Genomic DNA, 14,042 nt, shown 5'->3' with positions numbered 1-14,042 from the left:
TGTATTTATTTACGTTACTGTTTTTTTGTATAGTTTAATTGGGTATGATTGCCATCTAATACTAAGGACTGCCATTTATTGTGAATTTTCAAGTGACCAAAATAACCCAATTTATCATTGTAGTTTTACTCTTTGCTTTTTCTGGCATAGCCACGGCTGACGAAGTCAAAGACCTTTACACTGGTAAGATTTTGGTTACAGACAAGTCTCAAGCAACTCGTGTAAAAGCACATCGTTGGGCTATAGAGCAAGTCTTAACCAAAGTTACCGGCTCGCGAGAGATACTGGAAAATAAAACCGTTCAGTATGAAGTTAGAGTGAAGACGGCGAATTATATAAAGTCATTTACATTCGATACAGATAGCCAAAACAGAACATTTTTAATTGATAAGTTTGATCAAACAAAAATTGATCAGCTAATTCGTAATGTTGGTGCGGCAATTTGGGGGCAACGTCGCCCTAGAGTTGCAATATGGTTAGTGGTTGAAGAAGGCATAACTCGTCGTATCGTTAACTCAACTGATTATCCACAAATCTCCGAGGTCATATTACAAAGTGCTGAAAACCGCGGGCTACCCAGTGTCATTCCGGATATGGACGAAAAGGATAAACAAGCAGTTTTCACATCAGATATTTGGGCTAAATTTGACGGTGTTGTAAGCAATGCGACGGCAAGATATGATGCAGAATATTTTGTTATGGCGCGATTAAGGGCTGTCGATAATTTTAAAGAACCAGAGTATAAAAGCGGTTGGTTAATTGATTACAGTCTTTTTAAAGGACGCCAGTTTTTAGATAAAAGTACATTTAACGGAGAGCAATTCTTTGTTTTAAAAGAAATGGTTAACAAGGTCGGTGATTACTTTGCCAGGCAATACGCAATAAATAACCAAAAAATACAACAGCAAAATATCGAGTTTACGATTAATAACTTGAACTCAATGATTGATCTAAAGAAGGTAGAGAATTATTTGATGGAATTGCCGCCTGTTAAGAAGGTTTACCTTCACGAAGTGAATGCTGATCAAGCTCGATTTACTCTGTGGTTATCTGGTCAAGGGTTAGACGTTATTAAAGGTTTGTCTTTGCTACCTAATTTTCAGCGAGAGCAGTCTCCGAACGCTGTTGAAAAAGTAGCGCTTTCTGTTGAGCAGCAACTAGAGCAACTAACAAAAGAATATACAGATCAAAACAGTAATGATGGCAGTTTAGAAAAAGTAAATGCCCAAATAACTGAGCTTTATTATCGCTGGGTTGCAAACTGATGCAGCTACTTTTACCAGTTACTTATAATAGTACTCAAACCTTCAGCTCTTTTGTAGAGAGTGAAGGGCTCGCAGGCTTAGTTGTTAAAGAACTAAAACAAGCAATAGATTCTGACGACTTTACCGCCCATTATTTGGCCGGTCAACACGGCGTTGGATGTACTCATTTACTTAATGCGGCTTGTCATTATGCCGACGAGATAGGTAAAAGCAGTATTTTATTGCCGCTTGAACAAGTGTTAGCTGCAGAGCCAGGCTTAATAGATGGGTTAGACTCGGTTGACGTTGTGTGTATAGATAACATCCACTTAGTTGCTGATAACCATGAATGGCAAACTGCTTTATTTAATTTATTTAACGCGCTGCTACAAAACAAAGCCACCGTTATCTTCGCGGGACACGAAACTCCAGCGAATTTAGCTTTGTCGTTACCTGACTTAGCATCAAGATTACAATGGTGTACTTTATATCAGCTACCTGAGTTAACAGAAGCATTAAAAATAGAAGCACTTATACAACATGCGCACTTGATGGAGTTTGAGGTGACCGAAGAGGTTGCTAAATTCATGATCAACCGGCTACCGAGAAATATGATATTTTTGATGCAGGCTCTTGATACAATGGCCAAACAAAGCATAGCTAGAAAACGAGTAGTAACAGTGCCATTTGTAAAAGACGTACTAGGAATTTAAAGCATAATTGCTCGAATAATAGTAAAAATGTCTAAATTTTGAGCGCAAGAGTGTGACAAGCAATCCTTAGCGCAAAATATTTAAGAAAATCCCCCAAAATTAGCCAAATAGAACTAAAATCTTGAATTGATTTACGTTAGTATTTACGGCTGAAAATAGTAATCCATATCTCACCAGAACGTCATTGACCGAAAAGAGTGTTCCATGAATTTAGAAGAAATAGTTGGCTTAGCAAAAGAAGCCATCAACAACGCTAGCGACATTGCAACGTTAGAAGAAGTTCGCGTAGAATTTCTAGGTAAAAAAGGCAAAATTACCGAGCTACTTAAAAGCCTAGGTAAAATGGACCATGAACAGCGTAAAGAAGCTGGTCAGGCTATCAATGTTGCAAAAGGCGATGTTCAAAAGGCATTAACAGTCCGCAGAGAAGCACTGCAAGCCGAAGCACTAAATGCAAAGCTAGCAGCAGAAACAATTGACGTAACTAAAGCTGGTCGTGGTATTGAGCCTGGAAATATTCATCCAGTAAATAGAACAATAGAACGAATTCAACAATTTTTTGGTGACTTAGGTTTTGAAGTTAAACAAGGTCCAGAGGTAGAAGATGGCTTTCATAACTTTGATGCGCTAAATATTCCAGAGCATCATCCTGCTCGTGCTGATCATGATACCTTCTACTTTACTGCTGATACGGTTCTACGAACTCAAACATCAGGCGTTCAAATCCGTACTATGGAAACAGAAAAACCACCGCTGAGAATAATTTCTCCGGGACGAGTCTATCGTAATGATTACGACCAAACACATACGCCAATGTTTCACCAAGTTGAAGGTTTAATGGTTGATAAGAACGTAAGTTTTGCTGAGCTTAAGGGCATACTGCATGACTTCTTACATCAGTTTTTTGAAGAAGATTTACAAATTCGCTTCCGTCCTTCTTATTTTCCATTCACAGAACCTTCGGCTGAAGTAGATGTTATGGGAAAAAATGGTAAATGGTTAGAAGTCTTAGGTTGTGGCATGGTTCACCCGAACGTTTTACGTTCTGTAGGTATAGACCCGGAAGAATATACTGGTTTTGCATTTGGTATGGGTGTTGAGCGATTAACCATGTTGCGATATGGCGTAAATGATTTACGTTCTTTCTTCGAAAACGATCTTCGTTTCTTAAAGCAGTTTAAATAGGAGTTCATCCAATGAAATTTAGTGAAAAGTGGTTAAGAGAATGGGTGAATCCGGCAATTACAACGGATGCTTTAAGCGAACAGTTATCAATGGCTGGCTTGGAAGTTGATGGCGTAGAACCGGCAGCAGCAGATTTTACTGGTGTAGTTGTTGGTGAGGTTGTTGAGTGTGGAAAACATCCAGAGGCAGACAAGTTACAAGTTACTAAAATAAATGTTGGACCGGCAGGAGATGGCGAGTTAATCGACATAGTATGCGGTGCAAAAAACTGTCGATTAGGTTTAAAAGTAGCTGTTGCTATGGTAGGCGCAGTTTTACCAGGCGATTTTAAAATTAAAAAAGCTAAGCTCCGTGGACAACCGTCATTTGGTATGTTGTGTTCTTGGTCAGAACTTGGCATGGCTGACGACTCGGATGGTATTTTAGAGTTACCTCAAGACGCTCCTTTAGGTACTGACGTAAGAGATTACCTAGACTTAAATGATCAAATCATTGAGATAGATTTAACGCCGAACCGTAGCGACTGCTTAGGCATACTTGGTGTTGCTAGGGAAGTTGGTGTACTTAATAACGAAGATGTAAAAGCGTTAAACGTTGAAGACGTAGCAATTGCAATCGACGATAAAGTATCAATTGAACTAGAAGCGCCAACCGCTTGCCCGCGTTATTTAGGTCGTGTAGTAAAAGGCATTAACGTTAATGCAACCACGCCACTGTGGATGACTGAAAAGCTTCGCCGAAGTGGTATTCGTTCTATAGATCCTGTTGTTGATATTACCAATTTTGTGTTGTTAGAGCTTGGTCACCCAATGCATGCGTTTGATTTATCAAAGATTGAAGGTGGCATTAAAGTACGCTTAGCTAATAAAGACGAAACACTTGTTTTGCTAGATGAATCTGAAGTTAAGTTAGACGATAAAACTTTGGTTATAGCTGATCATAATAAACCGTTAGCGATTGCTGGCGTATTTGGTGGTTTAGAATCAGGGGTAACGAAAGAAACTAAAGATGTGTTTTTAGAGAGCGCATTCTTTTCACCGGTTACTATGGCAGGTGCAGCACGTCGTTATGGTTTACATACTGATGCATCTCATCGCTATGAGCGTGGTGTAGATTTTAAACTTCAACGCACGGCAATGGAAAGAGCAACGCAATTATTGTTAGAAATTGCCGGTGGTCAAGCAGGCCCAATAGTTGAAGCGGTGAACAATGAGGAGCTGCCTAAAGAGCCTGTAGTATCTTTACGTCGTGAACGACTTGATAGGGTGTTAGGTCATGTTATCAGTGATGATGAAGTGACTACGATATTAAGCCGATTAGGTTTAGATGTTACTTTTGAAAATGGGACTTGGTCAGCTATTTCACCTAGTTTTAGATTTGATATTAATATTGAAGAAGATTTGATTGAAGAAGTGGCAAGAGTATATGGATATAATAATATTCCAAATATTGCGCCAGTAGCGTCATTAAAAATGCCTAGCCATCCAGAACGGTTAGTTTCCAAAACTACCTTTTCTTCGACTTTAGTAGATTTAGGTTATCAAGAGGCTATTACTTATAGTTTTGTTGATCCTAAAGTACAAAACGCATTATACCCTGGTGTCGATGGATTAGTATTACCGCACCCAATCTCAGCAGATATGTCTGTTATGAGATTAAGTCTTTGGGCTGGGTTACTACCTGCAGTCGTAAATAATCAGAAACGTCAGCAAAGCCGTGTACGTTTATTTGAAACAGGCTTAAGGTTTTTACCAGATAGCACGGCAGAAATGAATATTCGTCAAGAAGCTATGTTGGCTGGTGTTATAACAGGTACTCAACACAGTGAATACTGGGACGGCAACCCAAGAGCCGTAGACTTTTACGACATAAAAGGCGACGTTGAAGCGCTTCTGGCAAAAACAGCAGATTTACAAGGTGTAGAATTTATACCTATGCCTAAAGATGATAGAAATAGTGCGGCTTTACATCCTGGTCAGTCAGCTCAGATAGTTCGCAACGGTAAAATCATAGGATATGTCGGTGCAGTTCATCCACAAGCAGAAAAAACTATTGGATTAAACGGTAAAACTTTTGTTTTTGAACTAATCTTGTCAGAGATCGAAAATAGAAATTTACCGTCAGCCAAGCCGGTTTCTAAATACCCATCGAATCGCAGAGATATTGCGGTTGTGGTAAAAGAATCAATAAATGCCGATCAAATATTAAAAGAAATTAAAAATATTGGCGGAAATCAATTGGTTGACCTAAACTTATTCGATGTGTACCGTGGAGAAGGTATAGAAGATGGTAATAAGAGTTTAGCCATCTCGTTAGTACTACAAGATGTTGAAAAAACATTGGAAGAACAGGATATTAGTACTAAAATTGAACAAGTAGTGAATATGTTAACTGATAAATTTGACGCGACGCTAAGGCAATAGAACTATGGCATTAACCAAAGCAGAAATAGCAGAACATTTGTTTGAAAAAGTTGGTCTTAATAAGGCTGACTCAAAAGGGTTGGTCGAAGATTTTTTTGAGAAAATTAGAGAAACTCTAGAAAGTGGCCAACAAGTAAAGCTTTCTGGCTTTGGAAACTTCGAATTACGCGAGAAAAAGTCAAGACCAGGTAGAAATCCTAAAACGGGTGAAGATATTCCTATCTCCGCCCGTAGAGTTGTAACATTTAGGCCTGGGCAAAAGCTTAAAGCAAGAGTTGAAGTTGGCACTGCCGAACTAGTTAAGCAAGCTAAGTAGTGAAATTATTACAAATAAAAAAACCAGCTATAAGCTGGTTTTTGTTTGTATAGGTTTTGAAGAATATAAATTAATAAAAACCCTGTGGAGTGCGGCTGTCAGTGCCTAAAGTCGATAAATAATCTAACCAGAAATTAGCAGGGTTATAACCATCGCCTTTCTTAACAACTGTATAGCCAGAAGATTTAACTACAGGTGCTTTTTTGTCAGCTTTAACCGCTTTTTTAGCAGTAGTTTTCTTCTCTTTAGCTGGCGCAGCTTCTTTAGACGCAGGCGCTGTTCCAGACAACTCTTTTGTCATCTCTTCGATAGCTGCTAAACGTACGTTTTTACCACCATCGACGCTATACCAACCACCTTTTGCTTCTACTGAAGGCTCTTTTCCATTTTTTGCTAAATAAGCCGCAGTGAAGTCAGACAAGACTTGATCTTTGTCTAGTTTACTCATTGTAATTACCTAAATATTTTTTAAAAAAAAGATGAGCTTTATTTATACAAACTTTCAACTGAAAATTCAACTTTCTAGCGAAATTAGCCGGTTATAGATAAAAAATACCACTATATTTATCCTTTACTGCGCTTTTTATAAAAATATTAGTAGAATAATAACTTCATGTTTTAGAGGAATAATTTTATGTCCGTAACACTTTCTGAATTGATTAATCATTTAGACGAACTATTAGATGTTAAAAACATCAATGATTATTGTCCGAATGGCCTACAAGTTGAGGGTAGAGATCAAGTAACTAAATTAATTACAGGTGTAACGGCTTCGGAAGCGTTAATAGATGCTGCTATAGAACATAAGGCTGACGCAATATTAGTCCACCACGGTTACTTCTGGAAAGGCGAATCACAAGTAATAAAAGGAATGAAAAAAAACCGAATCGCAAAGCTACTTAAACATGATATTAGTTTGATAGCATATCATTTGCCGATAGATATTCATCCCACACTTGGTAATAACGCGCAACTAGCGAACAAGCTCGATATTATTGATATTAGCCCCGTAGCCGGAGTAAAACCGAACGGCATATTAATGCAAGGTAAGTTGGCTAATCCAATGGCCGCCGATAAGTTTGCTAAACTTATTAAGTTGTCCTTACTTAGAGAACCTCTTGTGAATACTGCACGAAATACAGATATATCAACTATCGCGTGGTGTACGGGCGGTGGCCAGAATTATATCGACATTGCAGCTGAACATGGGTTTGATGCGTTTTTAACGGGTGAAGCTTCTGAACAAACTATTCATAGCTCAAGAGAACAGGGAATAGACTTTTTTGCAGCGGGTCATCACGCTACCGAACGGTACGGTGTCGCTAATGTTGGCGAGTATTTAAGTGAAAAGTTTTCGCTAGAGGTGCAATTTATAGATATCCACAATCCGGTCTAATATGAATAGTTCAGATCAGAATTTTAACAATAGAAACACAACGTTTAAAAAAAACATTTATGGAACGAGCAAAGGATTGGTGCGTGAAGCTGTCCTTATGCGTGATCTGAAAGAGTATTTAGATTTAAAAGGTCCATTAAAAATCTTAGATGTTGGTGGCGGACAAGGTCAAATTGCGTTGCAACTGGCAGAGCTTGGCCATGAGGTAACGGTTACTGATATATCAACGGAAATGCTTAATGTTGGAAGGTTAGCCGCAAAAGATAAACAACTGACTAATATTGAGTTTTATGAGCTTGATTTAAAAAACTTACGAGAACAGCTAAATGGCCATTTTGACCTAGTGCTTTGTCACGCTGTTTTTGAGTGGTTAAGTGACCCACGTAGTGCGTTTTCAGTGCTAAAAGATATGTGCACAAAAAGCGGTGCCATCTCCTTTATGTTTTACAACCATGTAGGCCAAACGCTCAGCAATTTAATCTATGCTAACTTTGATTATATTAAAGCGGGTATGAAGGCTAAGAAGGTCGTGAAACTTAACCCTCAGTCATCCTTACATCCAGACCAAGTTTTAAATTGGATTGAAGAGGAGGGCTTGTGCATTACAATAAAGTCTGGTGTTCGCGTTTTTCATGACTATATTAGAGATTTGGAAAAATGGCAGAGCGATACAGCAAATATTATTGAAATGGAACTAACGTATAGTCGCCAACCGCCGTACACAGACATTGGTAGATATATGCACCTAATTTTAGAAAATAAGGATTATAAGGTAAATCTATGAAACTATATGGTTCAATTACTTCTCCATACGTCCGACGCCTAAGGATTTTATTAGCACAAACTCAATACGAATTTGAAGCGATAAATATATTTGGTGAGTCGCGTGAAGCGCTAAAGGAAATTAATCCAACATTAAAAATACCGATGTTCGAAGATGTTTCGAACCCAAACCTTCCTATTTTGTTAGATTCAAATTTAGCCTACGAGTACATATCTGAACTTTTAGATATTCCGGCACTTGATTGGTCTCAGAAAAATGATTTGGCGTTAATTAATAGTTGTAATGACTCACTGGTGAATATGATGATACTGACACGGTCAGGCGTTGATACTAGTGATGATAAACTTTATTTTAATATCCAACGCGAACGGTGTGCCTCTACCTTCCACTATTTTAATAAAAAGATTAGAGACGGAAAATTGCAAGACTGGAACTACATTACAATTAGCTTACTCGTTTTAATTGAATGGGCAGGGTTTCGTAATCTTTTTGACTTTTCTAGTCACGAATCGATATTGACGTTTGTCGAAGAAAATCAACATCACGTTGGGGTTAGTGAAACGGCACCTAGCGAATAAGAAAACATAACCCCGAGCTACTTTAAGTCACAATTTAGAGATATAAAGTAGAGCGGGATATGATCGTTAAACGTAACTTACATCATCCACGCATAACTCATTTTTAAGAACACACTGCGTGTGTCTTTAGTTAAACGAGTTAAGTCGTCGTCTTGATAACCACCATCAGAATAGCCAACAAAGAAGAGTGTTTGTGGGTTTACTTTATAAGAAAAAAGTAATTGTGTTGATACACTCTTAAACTGAGAGTTGAAATCATCCCTAAGTTCTTCTTGAACCAAAGGGTCATAGTTTTCTAGCTGACGATTAATATCATAACCGACAATCGATAATCGCAAAAAGCTGCGGATTGAAAATTGGTAGCTCAGCCTGAAGTCTATAAGATTAGCTGTGTAAATTTCTTTGCTATTGTAGTGCATATTAGAGAATGTAAAGGCCAAACGTGTCTCCATGTGTTTATTTAGATGCCAAGTAACTTTTGGCTCCCATACCATCACATCGCTCAGTCTAGAGTTGCTATAATCAATGCCTTTGCCAAGCTTAAAAAAGTTGCCGACCCATATATGTGAGTTAGGTTTAAACTCTAGCCATGAAGTAAACTCATATTCATCAAACTCTTCTGTGTTGCCTTCAATTTGAAGAGAAGACTCATCAATTCTGTTACCAACCTTAGTTCTTGTCGAAAAACCATGACGGAAAAAAGACTGTTTAGGACCGTTGACGTTTAAATACAGCTCAGCTTCTTGTTCAATCTTTTCGCCATTTTGGTTGTAAGTCCAGTCGACGTCGCCAGCTAATTGCATGCGAGTCCACCAGTTATCATCGTTACCACGCCATATTCTACCGCCGCCTAGTACAGTCTTTTGGTGATCAGTATTATTAAAAAATGCAAGGTCCGCTCGAAAGTTTTCGCCAATATTCATATGAGTCGCATTAAAAAACCAATCACGGTTCATGTGATTATAGTGAACTCTATAAGCAATATCGCTACCATTAATTTGTTCAGCTCTTAAAGACTGCTCTGAACTATAATCGCCAGAATTTTTAATTTCGTCGACATAGTTTTGACTGAGATATGTATCAGAGGATAATAATTGTACATTTAGTCGATTGTTTTGATTTGGCTGATAGCGCGTATCAACGCTAGTTAGGTAATTGTGATACGAATCATTTTTTCTTAGTGTTGTCGTTGCACCGACATTCAAATCATCGTTAACGGTATAGTTGTAACGAAATGCTCCGTTTGTCGTTTTTTCTTCAACCTCAAAAACATTTGAACCTAGGTTTCCAGGTAACAGAAATAGAGCTGTTTTATCATCAGCAACAAAGGCCCCAAATGAGTGGTCATCTACCTTACCTGTAATTTTACCGCCGTAATCTGGGTCTTGAATATTTCGTGTATATACGAGGTTAATAGGCGTACTAAAGTAGTCTTCATTCGCTAAAAAGAAAGAGCGGCGTTCTGGAGTAAATAGAGCAAAAGTATTGTTAACATTCAATTGACCTGAATCAGCTTCAACCTGAGAAAAGTCGGGATTTAAAGTAGCATTTAAAGTTACATCCGGTGTAATACCCCATTTCAAATCTAAACCAACATCGGTATTTGACTCACTTTCCCATTCACCAAGAACCACTGTATTACCATTAGTACTAATGTCACGAGTTTCTGTTGTGCCACTAACAAGTGTCGGTACAAGAGTTAAATTTTTACCTTGTTTCGCACCTTTAAAACCCTCGATGGTAGGCATTTGGCACACCCAACACTCGTTGCCTTGATCCATTTTTGCGTTAGATATTCGTAAGCGTTCATCCCTTGGATAAAAGCGTACCAACTCATAACCCCATTGTTGAATGTCTAACCTGTCGTTAAAGTTTAAAATGCGCAAAGGTATGGCAATTTCTACGGTATAACCAAAATCTGTAATTTGACCAGCAGAATCCCAGATTCCATTCCAGGCTGAACTTTCTCTGCCCGTGAGGGCATTTTCGATTGAGTCAGTCTGTGTCCCCAATGGATTAATAAAGAATTGATAGGCTAAAGTGTCATCGTTGAAACTGTCAATTTTTAAACCAACTAAGTCATCGTTCCAGTTTTTATCTCTGTCCCTCAAAAATGCCCGTATTTTAGTCGGCTCTGGATCATATGCTTTAAACGCGACATAAAGAGTGTCGCCATCTTCCATCATAAAAGCTTCTGTTTGCACTGGCGCCAGAACGTTTTCATGGGGAAAGGTAACGTTGTTGACCAAAAATCTTCTTGCTTTACCCCAAGATGACTCGTCAATTTTACCGTCAACTACAATTTTCGATGTTATGCGCGGTATCTCTGTCGGTGTGTAGACGTCGTTAATATGCGGCGTAGCGATATTTTTTGACGCATTAGCAAGTACTACGGAAGGTGCACATAAAAGGAATACAGCTAACCTTTGGGTAAATCCTTTGTTCATTATTGCCTCTATTTATTATATTCGTTATTTAAGGGCAAGAGCCTTATAGCATATAGCAAATAATTCTAACTGAATTACCAAATGAAAATCGTAAATTGCGATGAGTTACGATTGTGCTCGGATAAATAGCTCAATCAAAGGAAATATTGTTAATGGTTAATAATAAGTCGTTTTTGGTATAGGGCTTCTGTAAAAACTGAGTATTAAATTGGAGGTAATCTTCTCTTGATAGTTTTCCGTCAGTAAAACCTGAGGTATAAATTACAGGCATTGTGGGAGCTTTACTTCTAATTTTGGAGGCTAATTCCTTTCCATCAACACCATTAGGTAGAATAATATCGGTGAACAACAGACTTATTTCTGGGTTTTTCTCATAAATTTCGAGCGCTTCCACTCCATCATTGGCAAGTAATACGGTAAACCCAAGCTCATTAAAAATATAGGTAGCTACTTTTGCTACCATAAGAGTGTCTTCGGTTATTAGTACAGTTTTTCCTGCATAATTTGTTGTAACGTCTTTTTGATTAACGGCAACTTTTGTTTTATCTGTTACTTGAGTAGCTGTTGAACCTGAAGGAAGATAGACATTAAAAGTAGTACCTTCACCTAATTTTGAGTCGACAAAGATATGACCACCACATTGGTCAACATAGGTATAAATCATACTTAAACCTAAACCCGTGCCCTTAGTCAAAGCCTTGGTACTAAAAAACGGATCAAAAATTTTATCAATAACCTCTGTTGGTATGCCTGAACCAGTATCACTAAACTGAATAAGTACATAGTCTCCTTGTTCGAGGAACTGGCTTAGGCGATCATTTTCCAACACAGACCTGTCTTCTATATTGATTGTAAAGTTACCACTACCACTCATGGCATCTCTAGCATTAATCGCCATGTTAAGAAACATGCTCTCGAGCTGCGCGAGATCACCGGCTAATTTTCGACTAAGACAGTGGTCATTTAGCTCAAATTCAAACTGCGCACCTAAAGCTGTCTTTATCAAAGGGATGACTGACTTAAGAACATTGTCTAACTCAACTATGTTTTTATTAAACGGTTGCCGTTTAGAAAACGCAAGTAAGCTTCTAGTAAGAGACACACCTTGATTAGTTGCGTCAGTAATCGCTTGTAAGTGTTCATGATGAGCTTTGTTTTCGGCATTACTAAGTTGTTGCGATAAGATTTCACAGTTCCCAAGTATGATAGTTAGTAAATTATTAAAGTCATGAGCAACACCGCCAGTGACTAAGCCGATTGAGTCCATTTTATGTGCTCGAAACGCTAGGTCTTCTTGTTGCTTCTGTTTACTAATATCACGTTCTATCGCAACAAAATGGGTAGTTTCACCTTTTTTGTTAATGATAGGAGATATATCAACTTCATTAAAATATTCTTGGCCGTTCTTTGTGTAGTTAGTTAGAAGCACTCGAATAGGTTCTGATTTGCTCAGCGCGTTTTTCAATTCGTCTAGGTGCAGTCTTTCAGTCTTTTCACCTTGTAAAATTCGAGGGTTGTTACCGATTATCTCAGAGCGTTTATACCCAGTAACTCGCTCAAACGCCTCATTTGCGTATACTACGGTAGGGCCCGGCGAGGCTAATTCCGACGTCGTAATTAATACCACATCATTAGCTTTATCTATCGCTGTTCTTAATAACTTAAGTTCATTACGAGATGCTTTTTCAGCGGTAATATCCTGAATATAAAAACTTAAACCAGTCGCCGTTGGATAGATGCGAATATAGTACTCAGAGTGTTTATAAGAAAACTCAAAACTTGAACTTTGCATTAAATCCAAGGTTTTGTTTATGTAGCCCGTAACTTCTTTATTGGTAAATAGTGAAGATGCTTTTTCAAGTGCAACACCTACGGGCTGTTGTGGAAGCTGAAACATGATCTCAGCTCTAAAATTAACATAATCGATTATTAGCTCCCTGGTAACACTGATAAAACCATCTTCCATATTTTGTAAGATACCTTCGCGCTTGGCCGCAAGTTGTTCTATTTCATCCTTAAGCGATACCATTTTTGAGTTGTTTATTGATGAGGCATACCAAACCAATTCACCCGACTGTTCATCTTTAATAGGATTTAAATGAGTTTCAATGTGTTGCGTAATGCCGCTTTCATCTATGTATCTGTAATTTAGTACTTTAGGTTGCTTTGTCGTTAGGGCACTTTGCCATTGTTTTGCAATGTAACTTCGCTCTTCCTTTATTACGAACTCTAACCAATTATGTTTGAAACGCTCTAAACGACTACCAATAAAATTGTTGAAACTTGAATTGGTGAATTGAACCTGTCCATTGCTATCGATAATAACTAAATAAGTAGGCAGTGAGTTGGCTAACATCAAAAACTTGGAATTGTGTTTATGACTTGTCGCCATGCTTTGATTGGTAAAATTAGTCGGTAGGATTGAGAAGTAACATGAGTCGTTAACTGAGCCTTTGAAGTATAACAAAGTGTGTTTAGAAGCTATGTTATTCAAAACTAGCATCATCGTTTTGTTTTTATTATCAACATTCTCTTTTTGCTCGATATTTGAGTTATGAATATTCAAAAAAGTGTATAGATCTTCCGAATACTCCTTTTTGAATAAAGAAACAAACTCATCAACAGATATGTGGTTGGTCACACCTAAATATTGCTGAGCGTGTTTATTAACCTCACAAGTCGCTTTAGTACTATCTATTTTTACTAACGCTTCGTCAGAAAAAGTATTGCTATTACTTAACGCAGAATCTTTAGCCATTCTTATTTTTCGGATATAAAAAAGAAGTAGGGCAAAGGAAAAACCAGCCACAAATGGAATCGAATTATTAATAAAAGTTGATATTGACATTAATTCTCTAGTTCAAATGCTATTTATAAATAGGAAACTTCTACAGTCAGTATAGGTAATTATTTATTTTATGGACTATAAATAGCGTAATGAGCAATTAAAACTTAG

The 14,042-nt window shown here is 37.8% G+C and carries 11 protein-coding genes; 8 read left to right on the top strand and 3 right to left on the bottom strand.

What is annotated here, in order from left to right:
- Window positions 1-80: 80 nt before the first annotated feature.
- The 5 genes from ACZ1GV_RS06635 to ACZ1GV_RS06615 all read left to right on the top strand — a co-directional run bounded on the left by ACZ1GV_RS06635 (window position 81) and on the right by ACZ1GV_RS06615 (window position 5,881).
- Complete coding sequence (locus ACZ1GV_RS06635; protein WP_472675782.1) at window positions 81-1,265, top strand: DUF2066 domain-containing protein; 1,185 nt, start codon at window positions 81-83, stop codon at window positions 1,263-1,265.
- Window positions 1,265-1,957, top strand: a complete 693-nt coding sequence (gene hda, locus ACZ1GV_RS06630) for a DnaA regulatory inactivator Hda (protein WP_210559416.1) — start codon at window positions 1,265-1,267, stop codon at window positions 1,955-1,957. The genes ACZ1GV_RS06635 and hda overlap by 1 nt, the downstream gene beginning before the upstream one ends.
- 204 nt (window positions 1,958-2,161) lie before the next feature.
- Window positions 2,162-3,142 (top strand): phenylalanine--tRNA ligase subunit alpha, encoded by a 981-nt coding sequence (gene pheS / locus ACZ1GV_RS06625; RefSeq protein WP_210559417.1) that lies wholly within the window; start codon window positions 2,162-2,164, stop codon window positions 3,140-3,142.
- 11 nt (window positions 3,143-3,153) lie between these two features.
- Complete coding sequence (gene pheT, locus ACZ1GV_RS06620; protein ID WP_472675781.1) at window positions 3,154-5,565, top strand: phenylalanine--tRNA ligase subunit beta; 2,412 nt, start codon at window positions 3,154-3,156, stop codon at window positions 5,563-5,565.
- A gap of 4 nt (window positions 5,566-5,569) precedes the next feature.
- On the top strand, window positions 5,570-5,881 hold the full coding sequence (locus ACZ1GV_RS06615) for an integration host factor subunit alpha (protein WP_210559419.1): 312 nt from the start codon (window positions 5,570-5,572) through the stop codon (window positions 5,879-5,881).
- A 70-nt stretch (window positions 5,882-5,951) separates the two neighbouring features.
- On the opposite strand, the gene ACZ1GV_RS06610 is transcribed toward ACZ1GV_RS06615, so the two are convergent.
- Complete coding sequence (locus tag ACZ1GV_RS06610; protein ID WP_472675779.1) at window positions 5,952-6,329, bottom strand: hypothetical protein; 378 nt, start codon at window positions 6,327-6,329, stop codon at window positions 5,952-5,954.
- Window positions 6,330-6,515: 186 nt separating this feature from the next.
- Between ACZ1GV_RS06610 and ACZ1GV_RS06605 the strand changes: the two genes are divergently transcribed.
- The 3 genes from ACZ1GV_RS06605 to ACZ1GV_RS06595 all read left to right on the top strand — a co-directional run bounded on the left by ACZ1GV_RS06605 (window position 6,516) and on the right by ACZ1GV_RS06595 (window position 8,639).
- A complete protein-coding gene (locus tag ACZ1GV_RS06605) occupies window positions 6,516-7,277 on the top strand; it encodes a Nif3-like dinuclear metal center hexameric protein (RefSeq protein WP_472675778.1) in 762 nt (253 codons plus the stop codon).
- A 97-nt stretch (window positions 7,278-7,374) separates the two neighbouring features.
- Entirely contained in the window at window positions 7,375-8,061 is a 687-nt protein-coding gene (locus ACZ1GV_RS06600) for a methyltransferase domain-containing protein (protein WP_472675777.1), read from the top strand.
- The gene (locus tag ACZ1GV_RS06595; protein ID WP_472675776.1) at window positions 8,058-8,639 is read left to right on the top strand and encodes a glutathione S-transferase family protein; all 582 of its coding nucleotides are present in this window, start codon (window positions 8,058-8,060) and stop codon (window positions 8,637-8,639) included. Before ACZ1GV_RS06600 ends, ACZ1GV_RS06595 begins: the two co-directional genes overlap by 4 nt.
- A gap of 77 nt (window positions 8,640-8,716) precedes the next feature.
- Here ACZ1GV_RS06595 and ACZ1GV_RS06590 read toward each other — a convergent pair whose 3' ends face one another.
- Window positions 8,717-11,086, bottom strand: coding sequence for a carbohydrate binding family 9 domain-containing protein (locus tag ACZ1GV_RS06590; protein ID WP_472675775.1), 2,370 nt, complete (start codon window positions 11,084-11,086; stop codon window positions 8,717-8,719).
- Window positions 11,087-11,216: 130 nt separating this feature from the next.
- Complete coding sequence (locus ACZ1GV_RS06585) at window positions 11,217-13,934, bottom strand: PAS domain-containing protein (protein WP_472675774.1); 2,718 nt, start codon at window positions 13,932-13,934, stop codon at window positions 11,217-11,219.
- Window positions 13,935-14,042 lie beyond the last annotated feature (108 nt).

The organism is Psychrosphaera sp. HA2-10, assembly GCF_055693745.1.
This window is presented reverse-complemented; position numbering and strand designations above follow the sequence as displayed.